At 43.3% G+C, this 21,910-nt stretch carries 18 protein-coding genes; 3 read left to right on the top strand and 15 right to left on the bottom strand.

What is annotated here, in order from left to right; translation table 11 throughout:
- Window positions 1–3 precede the first annotated feature (3 nt).
- Genes rfbC through POW22_RS02135 form a run of 7 tightly spaced genes read right to left on the bottom strand, consistent with a single transcriptional unit; the run spans window position 4 to window position 7,504 of the window.
- Window positions 4–549 (bottom strand): dTDP-4-dehydrorhamnose 3,5-epimerase, encoded by a 546-nt coding sequence (gene rfbC / locus POW22_RS02105; protein WP_272830838.1) that lies wholly within the window; start codon window positions 547–549, stop codon window positions 4–6.
- Complete coding sequence (rfbA, locus tag POW22_RS02110) at window positions 550–1,407, bottom strand: glucose-1-phosphate thymidylyltransferase RfbA (protein WP_272830839.1); 858 nt, start codon at window positions 1,405–1,407, stop codon at window positions 550–552.
- Window positions 1,404–2,438, bottom strand: a complete 1,035-nt coding sequence (rfbB, locus tag POW22_RS02115) for a dTDP-glucose 4,6-dehydratase (protein ID WP_272830841.1) — start codon at window positions 2,436–2,438, stop codon at window positions 1,404–1,406. Before rfbB ends, rfbA begins: the two co-directional genes overlap by 4 nt.
- A complete protein-coding gene (locus POW22_RS02120) occupies window positions 2,422–3,414 on the bottom strand; it encodes a hypothetical protein (RefSeq protein ID WP_272830842.1) in 993 nt (330 codons plus the stop codon). Before POW22_RS02120 ends, rfbB begins: the two co-directional genes overlap by 17 nt.
- Window positions 3,415–3,420: 6 nt before the next feature.
- On the bottom strand, window positions 3,421–5,109 hold the full coding sequence (locus tag POW22_RS02125) for a DUF6909 family protein (protein WP_272830844.1): 1,689 nt from the start codon (window positions 5,107–5,109) through the stop codon (window positions 3,421–3,423).
- A gap of 28 nt (window positions 5,110–5,137) precedes the next feature.
- Window positions 5,138–6,631, bottom strand: coding sequence for a GH3 auxin-responsive promoter family protein (locus tag POW22_RS02130; protein ID WP_272830847.1), 1,494 nt, complete (start codon window positions 6,629–6,631; stop codon window positions 5,138–5,140).
- 6 nt (window positions 6,632–6,637) lie between these two features.
- Window positions 6,638–7,504 (bottom strand): M23 family metallopeptidase, encoded by an 867-nt coding sequence (locus tag POW22_RS02135; protein WP_272830848.1) that lies wholly within the window; start codon window positions 7,502–7,504, stop codon window positions 6,638–6,640.
- Window positions 7,505–7,618: 114 nt separating this feature from the next.
- Here POW22_RS02135 and tatA point away from each other — a divergent pair, with 114 nt between their 5' ends.
- On the top strand, window positions 7,619–7,801 hold the full coding sequence (gene tatA, locus POW22_RS02140) for a twin-arginine translocase TatA/TatE family subunit (protein WP_272830849.1): 183 nt from the start codon (window positions 7,619–7,621) through the stop codon (window positions 7,799–7,801).
- Between the two features lie 46 nt (window positions 7,802–7,847).
- Here the strand turns inward: tatA and POW22_RS02145 are convergent, their stop codons facing one another.
- The 4 genes from POW22_RS02145 to POW22_RS02160 form a co-directional block, all read right to left on the bottom strand.
- Complete coding sequence (locus tag POW22_RS02145) at window positions 7,848–8,834, bottom strand: DUF4837 family protein (RefSeq protein ID WP_272830850.1); 987 nt, start codon at window positions 8,832–8,834, stop codon at window positions 7,848–7,850.
- A 12-nt stretch (window positions 8,835–8,846) separates the two neighbouring features.
- Entirely contained in the window at window positions 8,847–10,418 is a 1,572-nt protein-coding gene (locus POW22_RS02150) for a LysM peptidoglycan-binding domain-containing protein (protein ID WP_272830852.1), read from the bottom strand.
- A gap of 99 nt (window positions 10,419–10,517) precedes the next feature.
- Window positions 10,518–11,414, bottom strand: a complete 897-nt coding sequence (locus tag POW22_RS02155) for a T9SS type A sorting domain-containing protein (RefSeq protein WP_272830853.1) — start codon at window positions 11,412–11,414, stop codon at window positions 10,518–10,520.
- A 73-nt stretch (window positions 11,415–11,487) separates the two neighbouring features.
- Window positions 11,488–12,675, bottom strand: a complete 1,188-nt coding sequence (locus tag POW22_RS02160) for a phosphoglycerate kinase (protein WP_272830855.1) — start codon at window positions 12,673–12,675, stop codon at window positions 11,488–11,490.
- Window positions 12,676–12,807: 132 nt separating this feature from the next.
- Between POW22_RS02160 and POW22_RS02165 the strand changes: the two genes are divergently transcribed.
- Window positions 12,808–13,950, top strand: coding sequence for a DNA polymerase III subunit (locus POW22_RS02165; RefSeq protein WP_272830857.1), 1,143 nt, complete (start codon window positions 12,808–12,810; stop codon window positions 13,948–13,950).
- A 147-nt stretch (window positions 13,951–14,097) separates the two neighbouring features.
- On the opposite strand, the gene POW22_RS02170 is transcribed toward POW22_RS02165, so the two are convergent.
- From POW22_RS02170 to POW22_RS02185, 4 genes are all read right to left on the bottom strand, one after another.
- The gene (locus POW22_RS02170) at window positions 14,098–14,943 is read right to left on the bottom strand and encodes a class I SAM-dependent methyltransferase (protein ID WP_272831840.1); all 846 of its coding nucleotides are present in this window, start codon (window positions 14,941–14,943) and stop codon (window positions 14,098–14,100) included.
- A gap of 32 nt (window positions 14,944–14,975) precedes the next feature.
- Window positions 14,976–16,847, bottom strand: coding sequence for a tRNA uridine-5-carboxymethylaminomethyl(34) synthesis enzyme MnmG (gene mnmG, locus POW22_RS02175; RefSeq protein ID WP_272830859.1), 1,872 nt, complete (start codon window positions 16,845–16,847; stop codon window positions 14,976–14,978).
- A gap of 93 nt (window positions 16,848–16,940) precedes the next feature.
- Window positions 16,941–17,363 (bottom strand): rRNA maturation RNase YbeY, encoded by a 423-nt coding sequence (ybeY, locus tag POW22_RS02180; protein ID WP_272830862.1) that lies wholly within the window; start codon window positions 17,361–17,363, stop codon window positions 16,941–16,943.
- Window positions 17,356–20,718, bottom strand: coding sequence for a DUF4175 family protein (locus tag POW22_RS02185; RefSeq protein ID WP_272830863.1), 3,363 nt, complete (start codon window positions 20,716–20,718; stop codon window positions 17,356–17,358). The genes ybeY and POW22_RS02185 overlap by 8 nt, the downstream gene beginning before the upstream one ends.
- 131 nt (window positions 20,719–20,849) lie before the next feature.
- Between POW22_RS02185 and POW22_RS02190 the strand changes: the two genes are divergently transcribed.
- Window positions 20,850–21,908 (top strand): alkane 1-monooxygenase, encoded by a 1,059-nt coding sequence (locus POW22_RS02190; protein ID WP_272830864.1) that lies wholly within the window; start codon window positions 20,850–20,852, stop codon window positions 21,906–21,908.
- The last annotated feature ends 2 nt before the right edge of the window (window positions 21,909–21,910 follow it).

A 21,910-nucleotide genomic window follows, 5' to 3' on the forward strand; every position in this document is an offset into this window, starting at 1 on the left:
TGGTTAGAAGTTAGTTGGATCAAACAACGGCAGGTTCTGATCCTTCTCAGAAACAATTATTTGATCTTTGGGTAGACGCCAATCGATCCCGAAGGTTGCGTCGTCAAAGCGAATTCCTGAATCAGATTCTCGATTGTAAAAGGCATCGCATTTATAGGCAAAGACCGAATAGTCTGAGAGTGTCGCAAAGCCGTGTGCACATCCGCGCGGGATATATAGCTGCTGTTTGTTGTCCTCATCAAGTATGACAGCATAATGCTGACCAAAGCTCGGAGAGTTTTTGCGCAGATCAACAACCACGTCTAGCACTTGACCACTGATCACACGAACCAGTTTGGCCTGCTGATGCGGAGCCGTTTGAAAGTGCAGGCCACGAACTACGCCTTTTTTGGATCGTGATTGATTGTCCTGAACAAAATCAGTAGCAATTCCCGTTAAGGCTTCAAACTTCTCTTTGTGGAAGGTTTCGCAGAAGTAGCCGCGCTCATCCTGGTACACATCCGGAGTGATCAAATAACAATCTTGTATGGGTGTTGGAGTAACTTTCATTTAATCCAATTGCATGAGGTAACTGCCGTAGCCACTTTTAACCAAGGGCGAAGCGAGCTTTTGCAGCTGAGACTTATCGATATAACCCATAGCATATGCCGCCTCTTCTATGGCGCCGATCTTTAATCCTTGTCGCTGTTCAATCACCTCAACGAATTGACTGGCTTGCATGAGAGATTCAAAGGTTCCGGTATCTAACCAAGCGGTTCCTTTGTCTAAGACGGCAACCTGCAGATCGCCCTGTTGTAAATAAACGTTGTTGACGTCAGTGATCTCTAATTCCCCTCGCGCACTTGGCTGAATGTTTTTGGCAATGTCAACCACACGATTGTCGTAGAAATAAATTCCAGGAACCGCATAGTTGGACTTAGGATGCTGCGGCTTCTCTTCTATGCTAACAGCTTTTCCTTCAGCGTTAAAATCAACCACACCATAACGCTGCGGATCATTCACATGATAGGCATAAATAATGCCTCCGTCTGGGTTGTTATTGGCTTGAAGAAGTTCTTTTAGACCGCTTCCGTAAAAGATATTATCTCCTAAGATCAAAGCCACCTTATCATCCCCAATAAATTCCTCGCCAATGATAAAAGCTTCTGCTAAACCTTTGGGTTCTGCTTGGGTGGCATAGCTGAACGAGCATCCCAACTGGCTTCCATCACCTAAAAGGGTTTTGAAAAGCGGAAGGTCTTTTGGAGTGGAAATAATCAAAATCTCACGAATCCCCGCATACATCAAAGTACTGAGCGGATAGTAGATCATCGGCTTATCATAAACAGGCATGAGCTGTTTACTCACAGCAATGGTCAGTGGGTGAAGTCGCGTTCCGGATCCTCCTGCCAAAATTATCCCTTTCATAGGCCAAGTCTGTTTTTGTGGTTTAAATACCAGTTCAAAGTTTTGTCCATGCCCGATTCAAAATGCTCTTGCGCTTCCCAACCCAACTCCGTGGTTATTTTAGAGGCATCAATGGCATATCTAAAGTCATGACCCGGTCTGTCAGTTACAAAACTGATCTGTTCTTTATAAGATTGCCCGTCTTCTCGCGGTGCTTTCTCATCCAATAATTCACAGATGAACTTGGCAATGTAAAGGTTATTGCGTTCGTTCTTTCCGCCAATATTGTAGGTTTCACCGAGTCTGCCTGTAAGCAGTGCTTTATGCACGCCGCGGCAATGATCGGCTACGTAGAGCCAATCTCTAATGTTTTGTCCGTCCCCATAAATTGGAATGTTCTTACCAGAAACGGCAGATCTAATTATAGTGGGTATGAGTTTTTCGCTATGCTGATGAGGTCCGTAATTGTTGGAGCAGTTAGTGGTTACCGCAGGGAAGCCGTAAGTGTGAAAATAGCTGCGCACCAACATATCAGAAGCTGCTTTAGAAGCGCTATACGGACTGTTGGGTGCATAAGGTGTTTCTTCTGTAAAAAGGCCTTCATCTCCTAGGGTTCCGTAAACCTCATCGGTAGAAACATGCAAAAAGCGAGCATGTGTAAAGGTATCTTTAACCTGATTTGGACCGTCCATCCAATGTGTGTAGGCCGCGTGAAGCAATCGGTGCGTTCCCACTACATTGGTTTGTACAAAGGCATCGGGGTTAGTGATGGAATTATCCACATGAGATTCCGCAGCAAAATGCACTACATAATCAAATCGGTGCTCTTGAAATAAATCATGAATCAATTCAGAATCACAAATATCACCTTCAACAAAGTGATAATTTGTATTGCCCTTAGCAAACTCTAGGTTTCTGAGGTCTCCGGCATAGGTCAGCTTATCGAGATTGACCACCTGGTGATCGCTCTCTTCCAAAAGCATTTTTATGTAGTTGGAGCCGATAAAACCAGCTCCGCCGGTAACCAATATGGATCTATTCTTCTGGGGCATCTGCAATGCGTCTTAAGCGTACATACATGAATCTAAAGAACGCCAGTAGACAGAAACCTCCAAATAAGAGTACAGGGAGCATGATCATTCTGCGCTCTGTAAAGCTTCTATCTGAAGGATAAACCGCTAAAGTAGACATAGGAACTACCGTTTGCTCGGTTAAAATAAGCTCCTCTCGCAGCAGTTTTATCTCGTTTTGGATTTCCACTTTAGAACGTATAAGTTGGTCAAAATCGTCATCCTTTTCTACAATATAAGTTCCGCTTCCACTGCCCTGTTTTTTGGTAGCATCCCTAAGCTCTTTGATCAAAGTGTCAATTTGCATGACCGTTTGTTCTTTTGAACTCAATTGATCTTGTAAGTTACCTACAGACATTTGACGCATTTGCTCTATGGCTGGATTGTTATTGATGTACGCCATTAAGGCCTCAATAATCTTCTCCTTACCATTGGCCTTAAAACCAATTTCTACGGTGTGATATCTATAATCCGTATCAAAGGTCTTGTACAAGGCAAACTCGTCATCTTCTTCAAACTCAACATTCTTTAAAACAGACTCCAGGCTTCGGTTGCTGTCTTCAAAACGGCTTACAATGTCTTGCATTCTAACCACTGGGGTAACAGCAATGCTAATGAGCTCCGGATCTTCCATATCCAGACCCACAGCCTCCATAAAGGCTTTGTCACTTTGATCAATCTTCTTTTGGATCAACTCTACGGTTTGGTATAGATAACCTGCTCCGTCAAAGTTTACACGTACCATCACCTTGGCCGTCTTTCCGCGTGCTTCTGACTGTTGCCAGAAGTAGCCTCCAACAGCTCCACCCACAATCAAAATAAGGGCGATATACCAGTACTTCAATAAAAAATCAATAGCAGAGAACGCCAGACGTACCGTATTTCTATAGGATTTGCCAGCAGCACTGAACAAATAGCCTAAATCTATTTCGTCTTGTGGTTGTTGATTGTTACTCATTGTTAGTTAGCTTAATATTTGTTCCAATATCTTTTCTGTGATCAGATATGTGGGTTTTACTCCGGTTGTCCCTAGGCCTCCTGAGGCCAGTGTACTTCCTGTTTTCAAGGGATTATCCGACGCGTAATACGCATAGTTCACACGAACCTTTTTGGCAATACTACCCCGAATCCTCGAAGCCGATTGAATGGCCTTTTGGTAATGTGCTCCTTCCATTTCTAGCCCGATCACATTCCAGGTTGACTGGTGAAAGAACTGCAAAATATCTTTATTCTGCAAGGAGGTTCCCAAAACTGTGATCATGGCTCCAGTGCAAACGTTCACATCGTCATCGGCAAACATAGCCTTTTTCAGTCTGTTCTTAAAAGGATAATTGTCTGCTGTTCCTTCAAATATATGGGCATTCGGGATCATAATATCACCTTTATCCCCTTCTAGAATTCCAGCCTTTCCCATAATAGAAACGGACTCCACGTTCAAAAAGTGCTTTTTGCCTTTATCACATTGATAGGGTTTGAGCAATTCATCCATGGTTTCATAGGCCTGCTCGCCAAAGGCGTAATCCATAACCACGATAATTGGATGCTCATTTGCCGCTGAGGTTGCGTCAGAATCAGTTTTCTTAAAGTCCGGATGGGCTGAAGTATCAAAGATCTGAACGTCAATATTGGTCCCGCTACTGTCCTTCAAGTAGATCATCCCCTCCTTTTGCGCCTGTTTAAAGACCTTGGCTCTATGGGTTTTACTCTCTTCCTTGCTTAAGGTTTGATAGACTTCGAGCGAAGATTTTTTAGTGAATTCTGTTGGTAAAGCACGTTTGGCGTACAAGGTATTCATCACCGAGTGCATATTAGCACTGATGATGTGGATTGGGCGGTCTAACCATTCTTTATTGAAGAGTTCTTTTTTGATGTTATCTGCCCATCGCTCGCCGTGGATGTGATGTCCGAGACGTTCGCGCAATACCGGAGAAAAGGTGATAAGACGTTTGCTGTTGTTTAGATGCTCATCTAAGGCCAACTTTCCTAAATAATATATGATGCTGATGAAGCGATTCGGGTTTTCTTTGCAGCTAAAGCGGGAATAAACATTGCTTACCTCTTCAAAAGTGCGTCCAAGAATGTTTGCAATATGCGTAATGGCGATCTCCTTGTCTACCTGACTGAGCTTGGAGTTCTTCGCAACAGCCTCTTCTACCTTCTTCCAGTCGCGGATGTATTCTCCTTCATCATCGATCAAAACGCGCTCCATGATCTTGTGCGATTCAATATAGAGAAAGGTCAAGTGCGTGAGGATGTCATAGATCTCAGAGCGGCCACGAGTGACCTCAATGTTCATCTGCTCTTTGTCAATTCGGTAACAGTTTCTGCGGCGCTTGGCAGGTACAATCGGTTTAAAGTGTGAGTTGGCATAACCTTCATTGCTGGTCAAATTGATATAACTGCATTCCTCAATGCCATAAGGAAGGCGGTCCATGACATACAACAGCCCGTTGAGCTCTATTTTCTCATCAGCAATGGAGCCGTAGATCTCTGGTTGAAGGGTTAATAATGAATCTCGAAGTGTTTCCCCAGAAACTCCCATGGGTTTGTAGAAGCCGCGGTTGAATAAATGACGCATTGTGATGTACATGCGCTCAATGGCCGCGGTACTTTCTTGGGCTCTGGTTCGTTCTAGCGTTGAATTAACTGCCATACCGATTTTGGTCTCAAAGATACAGAAATTAGCCTTGCAGGCTCAAAAGGGCGTCGGCTATTTTACGATCGTTGGACAGTCTAGGGATCTTGTTTTGCCCGCCCAGCTTTCCCTTACTCTTCATATGAGCCTTAAAACTACCTGGTTTTAATGGGCTTATCACAAGGGTTCTCAGGATTGATCCTTCAATCAGATCCAGATAATAGGTGTTTTGGGCTTGCATTTCTCGGTCAATCCAAGCGGCGATCTCTGATAGGTCATCCGGCAAGGATTCTGCCTCTACCAACCACTCGTGATAAGGCAGTCCAGATTCTGGATTGATCTGCGGAGCTACCGTGAATTCATTGATCTGCAATCCGAATTTATCAATAGCGCTCTTCATGGCCTGCTCCACTTCTTTACCAATGACATGTTCGCCAAAAGCTGATATAAAGTGTTTAATTCTCCCAGAAACAATCACTCGATAAGGCGCTAAACTGGTAAACTGCACAGTGTCTCCCAGATTGTACCCCCACATGCCTGCGGTGGTGGAAATGAGCATGACATAATTCACCCCAAGCTCCACTTCCCAAACAGGGATGCGCTTGGGATTGTCTTTAAAGAAGTCCTCGGCTTTGACAAATTCGTAATAAATACCCGCATCGAGCAAAAGCAGCATTCCTTTCTCGTTTTGACTGTCTTGAAAAGCAAAGAATCCTTCAGAAGCAGGAAACAGTTCAATACTCGGGACAGACCGCCCAATGAGCTGCTCAAAACGCGCTTTGTAAGGTGCAAAATTGACTCCGCCGTAAATGAATAACTTAAAATTAGGAAACAGCTCCCCGACCGGTTTAGCTCCTTGCTCTATCAAACGCTCAAAATACATTTGTACCCAAGAAGGGATTCCGCTTATAACCCGCATATCCTCCTTAATGGTCTCCTCCACAATAGCATCAACCTTGGTTTCCCAATCTTCAATGCAGTTGGTTTCCCAACTCGGCATTCGGTTCTTTTGCAAATAACTCGGCACATAATGCGCAACGATCCCAGATAGGCGCCCCATTTTAATGCCGTTCTTCTCATCCATTTCAGGACTTCCCTGCAAAAAGATCATTTTTCCATCTACAAAATCAGCATTTCCCGTCTCTGCGATATAACAGAGAATCGCATTGCGAGCTGCCTTGATATGTTCTGGCATGGATTCCTTGGTAAGCGGAATGTATTTAGCTCCAGAGGTGGTTCCCGAGGTCTTGGCAAAATAAAGAGGCTTGCCCGGCCATAGAATGTCTGGCTTTCCAGCCACTACCTCATCCACATAAGAGCGCAAGGCTTCGTAATCACGGATCGGGACCTGAGCCGCAAAGTCTTCTGGAGTTTGGATGGCTTCAAAATTATGATCCATTCCAAATCGGGTGTTCTTTGCCGTTTGAACCAAGTTTTGAAGTACTGCTAATTGAGTTTGTTTGGGTGCTTGAGCCCAGCGATCTATGCCGCGTTTTACGCGTTTGGCCAATATTTTCGCTGCAAAGGATTTTAACGACATAAGACCTTAGTCAAAATCAATGAATTGTGAGGGATCAATGGGGTAACCATCGCTCCAGAGTTCAAAATGCAAGTGAGGCCCTGTGGTGAGCTCACCGGTATTTCCCACAATGGCAATCACCTCTCCGGAAGAGACCAGATCTCCTTGTTCTTTACTCAAGGAAGAATTGTGTTTATAGGCTGATATGAGGTTGTTTCCGTGATCAATGATCATCACGTAACCTGTATCAGTGGTCCAACTGGCAAAGATGACGGTTCCGTCTGCAACTGCTTTTACCGGAGCGTCCTTTGCGGCTACTATGTCTACAGCAAAGTGCTTGTTGTTGGGATCATAAGCATCGGTCAAAGTACCGTTCACTGGAGGGAACAACACAAAGTTTTTTTGATTGTCCGATTCAAAAATGTTGTATTTGTCCTCCTGCTCCACTTGGTCACGCAAGAGCGAATCTGCCTTGGATGGATTGAGGTCCACCTCAGAAATATCCACTTTGGCCGCCTCTAAAATAGAATCGCGATTGAAATTCACCGTGGTCACATCTCCGCTTAATACACGTCTAATGGAGGCGATATACTGCTCATTCATGGCCACTACTTGTTGCAAAGAGTCGGTGGTGTAGGCCAGATCTGTTGCTTTGTTCTTTAAAGCTGTTGATGAATACCCAGGAATGTATTCTCTCAAAGGTGTAAAGGCAATGATCAGCGTGGTGATCCCAATGAGAAATAGTGCAAAAAAGGCCGAAAAAACAAAGACGTTCAAACGATTCAGTTTAAAAGAGAAGCGTTCTTCAAAGGTGTCGTCGTTGAGCACTACCAAACGGTATTTATGCAACAACTTGCGCGATATTCGCTGTCTTTTAGATTCTTTCTTGTTCATGAAACCAGACCTTAGAGGCAAAGATAATTAAACGGTACTACTCGGTGCTAAAGTTGGTATAAAAACGCTATTTCTAACGAATTCTTGTTACATTTGTTTAATAATTCAATGACTATGAACGCACTTTTCATTCCTTTGGCAATCGGTTGGCCGCAAATTGTATTGATCGCAGTAGTTGTACTGCTTCTTTTCGGTGGCCGTAAGATCCCAGAACTTATGCGTGGATTAGGAAGCGGAATCAAAGAGTTTAAAGACGCCTCTAAGGAGGACGATTCCAACAAAAAGATCGAAGAATAATCCCGAGTTAGATATATAAAAAAAGCCGCTTTAGAAGCGGCTTTTTTTATGACTTGTTCTCAAACTTGAGCGACTTTAAGATCGCTTCTAGTTCAAATTGGTAATCTCGTTTATCTATGGACGGTGCAAAGGTAAAGCCTTCTACGATCAAGTAGCGATTGTTGGCCTCATCTCTAATGGCATAGTTCACAAAAGGTCCTGCCATCCATTTGTCACGGACTTCCCACGTACCCTTGGTCTCATAGGCAAATTTGCCGTCGATCTCTGACTCAAAAATAAAGGGAGCGTAGGCCTCCTCGGTAATAAAACGTCCGCCCTCATCAACAGTGACATTGTCTCCACCAATAGAGTCGCGCAGTTTGATGATGTTGTTGATCACCTCGCCGTTAGGGTCAATAGCGTCTAATCCTACCTCATAGACAATGATGTTCAAACTCCCGGTGCGAATGTCCTTGCGGATCCACAAGAAATTATCTTCCTCCTTGGCCACACGGTAAGCGGTAGGGATCAACATATTCACCCCCATCTTCTCTTGAAGTGGTGCCGTACTCATTAAGGATTTATTGATTCGACGTTGTTTCTCAGCAATTTCAGTTGCCTTGATGGCCGCAATAATATCTTCTGATTTTTCATTGAGCGTATTGATAAGCCCTTCCTTATCTGGAGCCCCTACAAACACGCCTAACTGCGGCTTTGCATAAGGATTGTTCGCGTAACGCACATAAGTACTGTCTGATTGAGAGAACTGAACAAAGGTGCGGTTGTACTTGGCAAAACCAGAGAATGCCGATGGTGGAATCTGATTCATATTGAACATAGGCTCATCTTGTGGCAAACCGTCTACAGGTGCGGCAAAAACAGACCTCACGGCCTCTCCCACACGGCCTTCCCAAAGGTCATTGCTCATTACAATTTGCAAGTTGTTGATGTTTCCGTTGGATTCGGCGTAGATACGCGCCGGTTCTTTTTCGGAATTAGTACAAGCGGCTAAAACAAGCACGCCCAGCAATGCTAAAAAGTATTGTATTCTCATTGTTTGATTTTTTTACCCCTTTGAGACCTTTAGTTTCATTCCGGGTTTCAAAGCAGTACCACTAATATCGTTCCAAGATTTAATATTCTCCACACTAACTCCAGGAAATTTTTGAGCAATGCTCCAAAGAGAGTCTCCTTGCTTCACCGTGTAGACCTTAGCCCCTTGACTGTTGGTCGTTGTAGTAGCTGCGGAGCTGGTCCGCGCTCTGCCTGGGTTTCTGGGATATATGGTCAGGCGTTGACCTACCCTCAAATTGTCACTTCTCAGATTGTTCCAGCGCCTTATTTGGGATACTCTAACCCCGTATTTATTGGCTATTTTTCCTAAGTAATCTCCGCTGCGTACGCGGTATCGGATCTTTGCATCTTGAGCAACAAACTCCGGCAAGGGCTTTTCGCGTTGCGCGATCTCTTCCGTAGCCAAACCGTAAATAGCATCCTCATTGGCTACAAAGGGACCAATGGCCTGCACGGGTAAACGCAGTACATAATCCTCATCTTTTACCACGGGAATGATCCCTAAGAAGTAACTCGGATTCAAAAACTGCAATTGTTCCACGGGAACATTGGTATATCTAGAGACCTGCTCTAAAGTGATGAGTTGCTTGACCTTTACAGTATCTGTTGCTATGTATGAAGTGCTTTGTTCTGTGGGTTTAAAGCCGTGTTCATCAGCATATTCAAAAAGATACATGGTAGCTAAGAAAGACGGCAAATAACCGGCAGTCTCACGCGGTAAGTTCCCGCGAATGTTCCAATAATTGGTATAACCACCAGAGCGTCTAATGGCCTTAGAAACATTTCCTGGGCCTGAATTATAGGCAGCTAAAGCCAAATCCCAATCTTCAAAGGAATTGTAAAGCGTTTTCAAATACTTACAAGCAGCCTCAGTGGCCATAAGCGGGTCTGAACGTTCGTCCACATAAGAACTCACGTCCAGATCATAGATCTTTCCTGTGGTGAACATAAATTGCCAAAGCCCAGTGGCTCCAACGCGTGATTTTGCAGTAGGGTCCAAGGCAGATTCTACTATGGCCAAATATTTCAGTTCTAGTGGGATCTCATGTCTGTTCAAGGCCTCTTCAAACATCGGGAAGTAGTAATTGGCGCGAGCCATAAGCCTTCCCATAGATCGGCGTCTATTCTTTAAATAGTATTTGATCACACTTTCCAACTGCGGATTGTATTCCACATTGAAAGGCGTTTTAGCATCAATGGCTTCCAGGCGTTCTTTTAAGACCTCCGTGGGAAGTTCTTCATATTCAACGGGCTCGTAATCCAGATCGGTAACTGTTGTATAAAGCTCTTGGTAGAGATCATTATTGGCGAGCTCGCTGAGCCAAAGACTGTCCATTCTGCTTGCCATCGGGTCGTCCTTCAATGCAAAGACAACGGAATCTTTAGTCGTTGTAGAAAGCTCCACGGAACTAAAATCTCCTTGATTTACGGTAGTCATTAAGGTATCAACCACCTGAATGGTATCTCGAGGAAGGTCGGTTCTGGGGTCGTCATTCTCTTGACCAAAAAGCAGGCCGCTGTGACCGAAGAAAAGTAATAAAAAGCAAACAGAAAGGGCTCTCATAAGGTTTTGCAAATTAAGTATTCGCACTGGCAAACACAATTGTTTAACGTTTCTTTGCCCTATTAAAGTACAAAACCCGCCAATTGGCGGGTTTGTGTTTTATTGAATGATCAATTTCTTGGTGGCTGCGCTGGACTCCGAGAAGACCTTCAGCAGATAAACTCCACTAGGAAGGTCAGCGTTCAAGGTGTGCGTTTTCCCTCCTTGATTAAAGGTCCAATCCTTAAGTCGCTTTCCGGTAATGTCATAAAGCGATACTCCTTGAATAAGATCACGACCGTTGTTAGTAAGGGTAAAAGCGCCGTTGGATGGGTTTGGGCTCACACTTAATGTGGTACCCAAACTAAATTCGTCAACGCTCAGGCCATCATCCACTATAAAAGAAACATTGTCCAACATTGCTTTGGAAGGCCCTGTGGCCACTTCTGGAATCGACGCAGTAATACGAATAAAAGCATCTTGTCCTTCAATTCCAGAAAGCAGTCCGCTTACGTCCACAGTTTCTGAATAGCTTACGCTTAATCCTACTGGATCAATGAAATCATCTAACCAAAAGTTAGAAAATGGAGTTCCGTCCATACGGTATAGGTCAATTCTCAACTGACGTGGAATGGTGATTTCTGCCCCCAGAGTGAAGTCAAAATTAGCGGCAAAATCAAAGGAAAAATCTGCAGCGACAATAGTTGCAGGAATAGTGATCATTTGCTCTAAGATCCACTCGGTATTTTCTGTGTTTCCATCAAAAGAAGTATAGGCCGCAAAAGAACCATCTGTAGGGTCTATATCGTCAACAAATCCGCAAACATCAAAGGAATTGGATTGTACGCGCCAGTTCTCAGTACAGCTGGTTGGGCCTCCATCGGTTGAACCAACAGCAGCTATGGTCCATGGGCCTAAAGCGCCATCTTCAAAGCTACCGTTACTGATTAATTCAACTTGTGCGGTTGAAAGGTTTACAGCCGCAAATGCAGCCAAGAAGAGTAGTGTTTTCTTCATAATATCTCAAGTTTGGTTAATACTAACTAGTCTCAAGATATTAAAAAGGTTGCTTAAAAGACTTAAATTATAGTTAATCTAAAATCGCGGCAACTCCAGGAAGCGTTTTCCCTTCTAACATCTCTAACATAGCACCACCTCCAGTAGAAACATAGCTCATACCTTTTGCAAGACCAAATTGCTTGGCCGCTGCTACAGAATCACCTCCTCCAACTAGTGAAAAAGCGCCATTTTCTGTGGCATCAACAATGGCATTTCCTAAGGAAATTGTTCCGTTGGCAAAACTCTCCATTTCAAAGACCCCAACAGGTCCGTTCCACAAGATGGTTTTGGATTGGGCAATCACATTGGCAAAGGCCTCACGTGTTGAAGGGCCTGCGTCTAAGCCCATCCACTGATCTGGAATAGCATCAATTGGACATATTTGGGTCTGAGCATCATTGGCAAAGCCGTCTGCAGCCAAAACATCTGATGGTAAATGAACAGCTACGCCTTTAGCTTCGGCTTGCTTTAAAATCTCTAACGCCAGCTCCATTTTGTCGTCTTCCACTAAAGATTCACCAATGGACCCGCCTTGCGCTTTGATGAAGGTAAATGTCATTCCTCCACCGATGATCAAATGGTCAACTTTGTCTAGGATATTTTCAATGATGGTGATCTTAGAAGATACTTTGGCGCCACCCAAAATTGCAGTTACCGGCTTTTCACTGTTGTTCAAAACCTTATCAACACTCTCAATTTCTTTGGCCAATAGATTTCCAAAGCATTTTAACTCTGGGAAATACTGTGCAATGACCGCTGTAGATGCGTGAGCGCGGTGCGCAGTTCCAAAGGCATCGTTGACATAGATATCTCCAAGGCCCGCCAAAGCTTTGGCAAACTCTGCATCTCCGGACTTCTCCTCAGCATGGAATCTCAGATTCTCTAAAAGAAGGATCTCACCGGGCTTTAAATCTGCCGCAGCAGCTTCTGCCTCTGCCCCGATACAATCGTTTACAAATTTGACATTAACCCCTAAAATATCACTAGCCGTATCTACAATATGACGTAGTGAGAACTCTTCTTGACGTCCACTGGGGCGCCCTAAATGCGACATAAGTATACAACTTCCTCCAGCTTCTAAAATGTGAATGATGGTAGGTTTTGCTGCTTCAATTCTAGTGGTATCTGTAACCTGAAATTCGTCATTAAGCGGCACGTTAAAATCCACGCGGATCACGGCCTTTTTATCTTCAAAATTAATGTCGGCTAGAGTTTTCAAAAGTGGCTGCTGTTAAGGTTAATAATCTATTTTACACACCCATTGACTGAACTTTTCCAATACAATTTGTGGGCTGTAAAGATAGCAGATTTTAGGGTGTTTATATCCTGCTAAAACGTTTATCTTTAGCCCATGCTTTTCGATACGATTTTGGGTCACAAACACCTGGTTACGCATCTGCAGGTCTCTGCAGATCAAGGCCGAGTGCCTCACGCGCAACTTTTTGTGGGTCCCAGTGGGGTTGGTGTCTTACCCATTGCCATCGAATACGCCGCTAAGCTACTGTCTATCAACAATTTAGACAACCAATCTGCTGTAGTCCAGCGTGTTAGGCAATTGCAGCACCCAGACTTGCATTTTGTATTTCCAGTAGCCACCACCACAGAGGTAAAAAGACATCCCGTCTCTGATCTGTTTCTAGATTCTTGGAGAAGTTTTGTGGCGGAGAAACCCTATGGAAGTCTTTTTGAATGGTATCAGCATATTGGGATTGAAAACAAACAAGGACGTATAGGTGTGGATGAGGCTCAAGATATGGTCAAGAAACTCTCTTTAAAATCGCATCAAGGCGGTTATAAGGTGATGATTGTTTGGATGGCTGATAAAATGAACACCGAATGCGCCAACAAGATCTTAAAGTTGGTTGAAGAACCGCCTGCAGACTCTGTTTTGATCTTGATTGCAGAAAATGAAGAGCAGATCATTGGAACCATCCGTTCTCGTTGTCAAAAACTCAACTTTCCCTTATTAGCTCAAGAGGCAATTGCTAGTGGGTTGCAGCAAAAGTTTGATATAGACATGGCCACAGCTCAAGGTTTGGCCAAACGCGCTGAAGGCGATTTCAATAAGGCAGTTCACCTCCACCTGCATGACGGGGACAATGTTCTTTTTGAGCGCTGGTTTTTGTATTGGGTTAGAACGGCCTTTAAAGCCAAAGGCAATAAAATGGCCATCAATGATCTCTTAGCCTGGAGTGAAGAAGTCGCGGGAAGCGGACGGGAAACCCAAAAACAGTTCCTGGCATTTTGTACCGAATTCTTCAGAGACGCCATGCTGATCAATTACGGCGCATCAGAAATTGTTTACTACACTCCGGAGAGTCCAGATTTTGATCTGAAGAAATTTGCTCCTTTTATTCATGAAGGAAATATTCAGGAGATCATCAGCAATATTTCCTCCGCACTATACCATGTGGAACGCAACGGAAATCCAAAAATCATTTTTTCAGATTTAGCGATTTCACTCACTCGTTTGATCCACAAAAAGGCATCATAGGTAAAAATTATCGTAGTTTCTTCTTTTTATAGGCATGCCCTATTAAAAATGGCTTTAAATAAGACGTTTTAAGCGCGTTTTATAAATCTCTAGGGTATATTGTCAATTATGTGTGCAAAGAACTAAGCGGAGCGCTATAAAGAAGAATTAGCGCTTGCGGAGCACATAGATGAGGGAAGAATAGTCTCCCGTACGCCAAGCGGACATATTGGAACGAAATCCATTGAAAAAAGCACGAAACAAATTGGATTTTCCATGTTTGTACTTTTCTGAAAGCAAACTCACATAAAATGAATCAAAGATCATCGGTTTGACCGCCTCCAAAACAAAATCCTCTTGAGTCAATTTCTCAATACTTGTTCTTGAAAAATGCCAAAGGTGACGGGGCACATCAAAAGCGGCCCAATCTGCTCCGTAATGATTGGCGTCCCAACTTTCAAAATTCGGGACAGCAATGATTAAAATCCCCTGATCTTTTAATTGGGTATTGATCCATTTCAGATACTCTTTGGGATTGGGCAAATGTTCTAGCACATGCCATAAAGTAACCGCAGTTGGTCTTGGAATTAATCCACCCGGACGCTCGGCCAATAAATCCAAATTTTTAGCAGCAGCTAATTCACGAGCGTGATCATTAGTTTCAATTCCTGAAACCTTCCAACCTCGTTTTTTAGCTTGATTTAAAAAGTCTCCTGTGCCAGCTCCAATATCTAAAAGTATCCGCTCTCCTACTACATGAGATTCCACCAAATTGATCTTGGAACGGAGCGCCCAATATTTGACCCATTGATATAGTGTGGCTGTTAATCCTTTCTTAGAATCTGTATGGGAAATATACTCCTGACTGTCGTAATATTTGGCAAGGTCATTGGGGATTGGATCCGTATACAACATATTGAGATCCGAATCAAAAAGCAGGTCAAATTCCTCTCCTGTTAAAAAGTGGTCCTTGACTTTAAAGCGCGATTGAAGTACAGATCTGTTGTTGTTCATTAGAAGATGTTCCACGTGGAACATTTAAAATATTATCGGCCCATATATACCAAAAGCACCGAAATATCATTAGGTGAAACGCCACTAATTCGAGACGCCTGAGAGATGGTTGCCGGGCGTATGCTTGTCAATTTTTCTTTTGCTTCAAAGGAAAGTGATTTCAATTTAGAGTAATCAAAATTATCTGGAATCGTAATCCCTTCTAAGCGGTTTAATTTGTCGGCGTTGTTCTTCTCCTTCTCAATATAACCCGCATACTTTACTTGGATCTCTGTTTGCTCCAAGACCTCGTTGGTGAGCTTATGGTCATGAATATAATCAAAGACCGCTGGGATCTTTTTCATATCCTCCATAGTAATTCCTGGACGTGAAAACATACGCACCATTTTATCACTCTGTTTCACCAAAGCACTGTCTTTAGATTCCAGTATGGGGTTTGCCAATTCTGGGCTAACGCTTGTAGATTTAAAGAAGTGAATAAACGCATCCGAGGCCGACTGCTTTTGCTCCATATTCTCTAGACGCTCCTGAGAGGCTAAACCAATTTCATAGGATCTAGGTGTTAATCTAAAGTCGGCATTATCTTGTCTGAGCAAGGTGCGATACTCTGCTCTAGAGGTAAACATTCGATAGGGTTCCTCGGTTCCTTTGGTGATGAGATCATCTATTAAAACACCGATATAAGCCTCACTTCTCTTAAGAATGAATGGGTCTTTTCCATGCACTTTAAGGTGTGCATTGATGCCTGCCATTAGACCCTGAGAACCGGCTTCTTCGTATCCAGTAGTTCCATTAATCTGACCCGCAAAGAACAAGCCAGAAACTAGTTTGGTCTCTAAGGTATGTTTGAGCTGCGTGGGTGGAAAGTAATCATACTCTATGGCATAACCCGGTCTAAAAAACTTCACATTTTCAAAACCAGCTACAGATCTTAGTGCTTTAAATTGTACTTCCTCTGGCAGAGACGTAGAGAATCCATTTACGTAATATTCCACCGTATGCCAACCTTCTGGTTCTACAAAAAGTTGGTGTCGGTCTTTATCTGCAAAACGGTGAATCTTATCTTCTATAGACGGACAATATCTAGGTCCAATACTTTTAATTCTTCCGTTGAACATAGGAGAACGATCAAAGCCTTCTCTGAGTAAATCATGCACCAAGTTACTGGTGTAAGTCATGTGGCAGGAACGCTGCTCTGTTAGAGGTTTTATTTCTGGTAAATAGGAAAATTTTGCCGGGTCTGCATCTCCAGGTTGCTCAGACATTTTTGAAAAGTCCAATGATCTTCCATCCACTCGCGGGGGAGTTCCTGTCTTCATTCTGCCCGCATCAAATCCTAAATCCACAAGTTCTTTAGTGATTCCAGTTGCGGCTCTTTCTCCTGCTCGACCCCCTCCAAATTGCTTTTCTCCAATGTGGATCAAACCATTTAAAAAGGTTCCATTAGTAAGCACTACCGCCTTGGCTTTAACTTCTATTCCCAAGCTTGTTTTTACGCCGACAATTCTATCGCCCTCTATAATCAAACCTGATACCATTTCTTGATAGAAATCAAGGTTGGGCGTTTGCTCCAATAGCGCTCTCCATTCTGCAGCAAATAACATGCGATCACTTTGAACCCTTGGACTCCACATTGCAGGTCCTTTGGATTTATTGAGCATTTTAAATTGAATGGCTGTTTTGTCGCTTACTATTCCACTATAACCACCTAAGGCATCAATCTCACGAACAATCTGCCCCTTTGCAATTCCACCCATGGCTGGATTACAACTCATCTGGGCAATGTTCTGCAGGTTCATTGTGATCAAAAGGGTCTTTGATCCCATATTGGCCGCAGCCGCCGCAGCTTCAGATCCTGCGTGGCCAGCACCGACTACAATAACGTCATAAGATTCAGCAAACATAAGCTCTCATTGTTCCACGTGGAACATTAAAATTAGACGCTGCAAAGATAGTACTTAATAAAATAAGAAAAAAGTAATGAGTTTCTGATTATTCTACTGATTATCAAACAGTTGAATCGCTTTTTCTTCTGCTTCTCGCATTAGGAGTTGATCTGCTTCTGTTTTATCCTTAAAACCCATACAATGTAGGACTCCATGCGCCATGACGCGCGATAACTCTTGCGTGTAGGTTACCTTAAAATCTGTCGCATTATCTTCTACACGTTCTAGCGAGATCAAAATATCAGCTGACACCGTCTTTCCGTAGGTATAATCAAAAGTAATTATGTCTGTGAGGGTGTCGTGATCTAAATACTGTTTATTGACCTCTAACAAATGTGCATCATCACAAAAGAGATAAGAGATGTCCCCCGCTTTAAAGTCATGTAATTCACACAAGGTATTAAGCCACTTTTGAACATGTTCCCACTCCGGAATTTCATACTCCGTGCGATTCTCAAAATTGATGCTATCCATCCTGTCCTTTAAAATAATCTTGAACGCGTTTTTTGTAATCTTGCTTCATCGGCAAGGCCTGACGATTGAGAATTTCGGTAGTATTGAAGTACTTCTTCACATCTAAACTCGATGGCAAAAGTGGATTTGTGTAGTCTTTCTGATTGGTGGTCGCCTCTCGTCTTTGTTCTTTTCCTTGTTCAAAAGTAGCCTCGTCTAACTTCAGCATTTCATATTTCAATTCGGTCATTTTTTGCAAAGTTCGCTCATTGAATCCTTTCTCTAAAAGCTCCTCCTCAATTTCCTCCATTTTTTTGAGAATATCTCCGCCGGCTCCTTTCAGACCTTCTTCACCCATCTTGTCTTCCAATTGTTTTCTGAGCATTTGTTGTTCTTGATAGATACGGAACAACTCCCCGTTCATATCCTCGTCAGAGCCTCCATTACTCTCTCCTGTTCCGTTAGTACTTCCTTGACCCTCTCCTTCTCCATCGCCTTCGCCTTCACCGTCTCCTTGACCCTGACCTTGGCCTTCACCTTCTCCCTGGCCTTGCCCTTCGCCTTCGCCTTCTTGGCCCTGTTTCGTTCCCTTCTTCATTTTCTCGTTAAGGCTCTCTTGACTCTGTATGATGTCTGGCAATTGAAATCCACGTCCTTGACTTCCGCTACCGGAACCTGCGCCCATCATCATTTGGTTTTGCATACTGTTGAGAACACTACTTAACAGCACCGCGAGATCATTGGCTCCTGTTACTGCATACTGCTGGCTGCTAACACCCATCATAACGCGATTTTCAGCCAGACGCTCGAGCGATTTCTCAATATTAAAGGAGACATCTGTGATCAATTCATTGATGCTATTCCCTATCATAGGCTGACGCAATGCCAAAGCAAAAATGGAATCGTCAATATGTTCAAAATGCTGCCTGAGATTATTCTGTGCTTTGAGCTTGGTGGAGAAAATAGCACTGTTGTAATCAATGCGTTTGAAGTCCTCCATTAAGGCCTCTTGCTCAAAGGAGAAAACGACCAAATTGTCCAAGATCTGACGCAGCATATCAATATCCTCTTCCATACCTTCCATAGACGCCCCTGCCATTGCTTGCTGCATTTGCTGACCCATCTCTTGCATTTTTTGCCCGGCTTTTTGTTGCTTAGGGCTGGCCTGTTGCTGTTCGTTATTCTTAAGATCATCCGTGGCGTCTTGCTGGTCTTCTGTAACCTGCTTTTCCCCAGTTTTATCTTGTGGAATGGACATGGGTTCCTTTAAGTCCTCATTATCTTTTCTGAGTTCTTCCAGTTCTTTTTTGAGTTCTTCAAAAGCTTCGTTGAGCTGCTCTTGCGCCTCGCTAGTATTCTCATCTTGCGGCGCATTACTCAACTCCTCTTGCTTCTTACCGAGTTCCTGAAGATCATTTGCGATCTTTTGAGCTTTCTGGGATACATAATAACGTTTGGTGAGTTCCAAAAGCTGTTCTAGGTTCTTCTCCTGATTTTTATTGTTTTTTGCAAGTCGATCTAGCTTCTGGGACAACTCTTCCTTGTTGATCTTATCTTGTACTTCTTGCAGCTCTTTGAGCAACTCCTCATTCTCTTTTAGAAGTTCTTCATTCTCTTTCAAACGCTCTTGCAATTGCTCTTTAAAAGGGTCTTCTTCATCTTGTTGAAACTCGTCTAAATTGTTCTCCAACTGCTTGGAAAACTTTTTCATTAAGGCGTCTTGCTGTTCTTGTCGCTTAAAGAAATTCTCTAGCTTCTTTTTGTCATTCCAGTTGAGATTAGCTTTTTCTTTCTGCGTTTTAGAAAGTTCTTGAAGTAAAGCTTCTCGCTCCTTCATGTCCTTGAGCGTCTCGTCTAAATTGTCAATGGTTTCTTCTTGCTGTTCGAGTTGCTTATCCTCTGTTTCTGAGTCCGTGAGTTCCCGATAGGAATAAATACCACTTTTGCTGCTTTTTCCGCCACGCAGGCCATCGTTGTCAAAGACCTCAAAATAATATTCATAGGCCACGCCCTTTTCAAGGTTCAATTGACCTGGGAAAGTCGCTACAAACTGATCAAAAGTGCCTCCGTTGATGGGTAGATCTTCACGAACAGCCTTAGCTTCTTCTCCGCTTGGATAGTAAACCAACTCAAGCTTACGCAGGCCGTAATCATCAGAAATTCGTCCTAAGAAATAAGTGATCTGGTCATCTATGCTGTCTTGCTGACTGTTGAGTTGAATGTTGGGATATTCATCCTTTACCACGTTGATGGCAAAGTTCAAATTCTCATATTCCTTTAAGTTTTGATTGGACGTAGTTATGGCGTAATCCAAGTCATTGAAAAGCCTTAGATCCTTCACAAAAGAACCCGCATCATCCGCAAAATTGTAGACACTGTCCTTGGTTTTCAGCAAGGCTTGCTGGGTTTGAACGGTCTGTAGCTTCCAGGTAATCTGTGTGCCCTCTGGCACAGTAGCATTGCCTGAATTGGTCAAGACCTCATCGGTCTTTCCGGTATAGCCTGGATAATCCAACTGCATTTCCATGGCCACCAAAGACGGAACTTCAATCACATTCAAAGAATAAGGGATGGACGTCACATTATTAGCCGTTAGACGAAAATCAAGATCTGCATTGGGCCTTTTAAACTCGTACTGAAACAGGCCTGGGCCCACGGGTTTCATTAAAAAACGCTGTCCGTCATAGGTCAAATAAGCCGTTTCTGGAATCACCTCTCCCGAGGTTGCTACGCGTAATGTAAACGACTGATGTTGAATAGCATCTAAAGACTCATTCTCTAAAAAGAAAGCAAAGGGCGCTGGTGGCTCATAGGCCGTATCGTAGTTGACCACGCGCTTGTAGGAATCTGTAAACAGCTCCTTACCGCCTAAAACACTGATCACCACAAAGAGTAAAACAGGAATCGCCACATATTTCAAATAAGGCAAATTACCCGCATAATTTATGGCGCGTTTAAAAGGAATGGGTTCTAATTCCGAAGCTTTTTGGTCTATGCTCGCGGCGAGTAATTCTGATTCCCTTTGGTTTTGGTTCAGCTGAATGACATTGAGCAACTTATCACTAACTTCTGGGAAGTGGTTTCCTATCAGTCGTGAGGCTTCTTCATGGGTAATCCCTTTTTGCAACTGAAACAGTCTGGTTAGCGGAAGGGCAATGAATCGAACAAAAAGTAAAACCTCAACTGCAATAAATGCCCAAAATAGAATAGCGCGACCGCCAGAATCCAACCACAGGAAATGCTCCACCAAAAGCGTGATCAATAAATACAGTAAACCTGTTGCCAAAAACAACAAACTACCCTTGATCAGTGCATTGGTGTAGTATTTTTTAATAAATTGTTCCAGCTTTTGCTGGATGATCCCAAAAGTGCTCATAGCTGGCTCTTACGCGCTTGTAAACTTCTAAATTACAACTTTATTTTCCAGTTCTGTCTGATTTAACAGTCGTTTAAGGAAGCTGCAAAGACCGTACCTATTCCGCAAAAAGCAAGACAAACCCTCAACTTATGTTACAAGATCTAAAATACCTCTCTGCATTTTCAATACCAGCCGTTGCTATTTTTTCCTTTTGGATGGGAGAAAGCTGGGCCTATTTCACGCCTATTTTTGCCTTTGTTCTGATTCCAATTATGGAACTGCTATTGCCTGTAAACACCGACAATCTAGAAAGTGAGCAGGTAGATTCTAAGCTTAAAAATCGATTCTTTGATGTTTTGCTTTATTTGAATCTTCCAATCGTTTACGGAATCATTGGATACTTCCTGTGGAGCCTGTCTTGGGCAGACTACAGCACTGCCGCCCTAGTGGGTTACACCTTCTCTGTTGGGATCGTTTTGGGCGCCAACGGTATTAATGTGGCGCATGAGTTGGGTCACAGAAAAACAGCCTGGGAAAGAACTTTGAGTAAGATGCTTTTACTGCCCGCGCAGTATATGCACTTTTATATAGAACACAATTACGGACATCATTTACATGCCGCTACGGAGAAGGATCCGGCTTCTGCTGCTTACAATCAAACAGTATATTCCTTTTGGTTTACCTCTACGACCAGACAATACAGCAATGCTTGGCAAATTCAAAAACGCTTACTTAAGGCTGACAATTTGAGCTTCTTTAGTCTCAAAAATGATATGTTCTGGTATTTGGTTTTGCAGCTGAGTTACTTTGGTTTGTGCTTTGTGTTTTTTGGACCGGTGGGGCTCCTCCTAGCCGCTGTTATAGCCCTAGTTGGCATACTTCTTCTGGAAAGCATCAACTATATTGAACATTACGGTTTGCGCCGCGCCAAGACCAAAAGCGGTCGTTACGAACGCGTTTCTGAAATTCACTCCTGGAATTCCAACCATGTATTGGGCCGTGTGATCCTTTATGAACTAACGCGTCACAGTGATCACCACTATAAAGCGAGTAAAAAGTATCAGGTTTTGGAGTATCATGAGATCAGTCCTCAACTGCCTTTCGGCTACCCCACTTCTATGGTCTTGGCCATGGTACCGCCACTTTGGTTTAGCATTATGAATAAGCGTGTACCTAAAGAAATGGTAGCGCTGCAGACTGCAGCTTAAGC

Origin of the sequence: Gilvibacter sediminis, from assembly GCF_028561565.1 — a bacterium.
In the GTDB taxonomy this organism is placed as follows: Bacteria; Bacteroidota; Bacteroidia; order Flavobacteriales; family Flavobacteriaceae; genus Gilvibacter; species Gilvibacter sediminis.

Excerpts from the sequence above, each read along its gene's own strand:
- rfbC (WP_272830838.1), bottom strand. The coding sequence starts at position 549 with ATGAAAGTTACTCCAACACCCATACAAGATTGTTATTTGATCACTCCG.
- rfbA (WP_272830839.1), bottom strand. The coding sequence starts at position 1,407 with ATGAAAGGGATAATTTTGGCAGGAGGATCCGGAACGCGACTTCACCCA.
- rfbB (WP_272830841.1), bottom strand. The coding sequence starts at position 2,438 with ATGCCCCAGAAGAATAGATCCATATTGGTTACCGGCGGAGCTGGTTTT.
- POW22_RS02120 (WP_272830842.1), bottom strand. The coding sequence starts at position 3,414 with ATGAGTAACAATCAACAACCACAAGACGAAATAGATTTAGGCTATTTG.
- POW22_RS02125 (WP_272830844.1), bottom strand. The coding sequence starts at position 5,109 with ATGGCAGTTAATTCAACGCTAGAACGAACCAGAGCCCAAGAAAGTACC.
- POW22_RS02130 (WP_272830847.1), bottom strand. The coding sequence starts at position 6,631 with ATGTCGTTAAAATCCTTTGCAGCGAAAATATTGGCCAAACGCGTAAAA.
- POW22_RS02135 (WP_272830848.1), bottom strand. The coding sequence starts at position 7,504 with ATGAACAAGAAAGAATCTAAAAGACAGCGAATATCGCGCAAGTTGTTG.
- tatA (WP_272830849.1), top strand. The coding sequence starts at position 7,619 with ATGAACGCACTTTTCATTCCTTTGGCAATCGGTTGGCCGCAAATTGTA.
- POW22_RS02145 (WP_272830850.1), bottom strand. The coding sequence starts at position 8,834 with ATGAGAATACAATACTTTTTAGCATTGCTGGGCGTGCTTGTTTTAGCC.
- POW22_RS02150 (WP_272830852.1), bottom strand. The coding sequence starts at position 10,418 with ATGAGAGCCCTTTCTGTTTGCTTTTTATTACTTTTCTTCGGTCACAGC.
- POW22_RS02155 (WP_272830853.1), bottom strand. The coding sequence starts at position 11,414 with ATGAAGAAAACACTACTCTTCTTGGCTGCATTTGCGGCTGTAAACCTT.
- POW22_RS02165 (WP_272830857.1), top strand. The coding sequence starts at position 12,808 with ATGCTTTTCGATACGATTTTGGGTCACAAACACCTGGTTACGCATCTG.
- POW22_RS02170 (WP_272831840.1), bottom strand. The coding sequence starts at position 14,943 with ATGAACAACAACAGATCTGTACTTCAATCGCGCTTTAAAGTCAAGGAC.
- mnmG (WP_272830859.1), bottom strand. The coding sequence starts at position 16,847 with ATGTTTGCTGAATCTTATGACGTTATTGTAGTCGGTGCTGGCCACGCA.
- ybeY (WP_272830862.1), bottom strand. The coding sequence starts at position 17,363 with ATGGATAGCATCAATTTTGAGAATCGCACGGAGTATGAAATTCCGGAG.
- POW22_RS02185 (WP_272830863.1), bottom strand. The coding sequence starts at position 20,718 with ATGAGCACTTTTGGGATCATCCAGCAAAAGCTGGAACAATTTATTAAA.
- POW22_RS02190 (WP_272830864.1), top strand. The coding sequence starts at position 20,850 with ATGTTACAAGATCTAAAATACCTCTCTGCATTTTCAATACCAGCCGTT.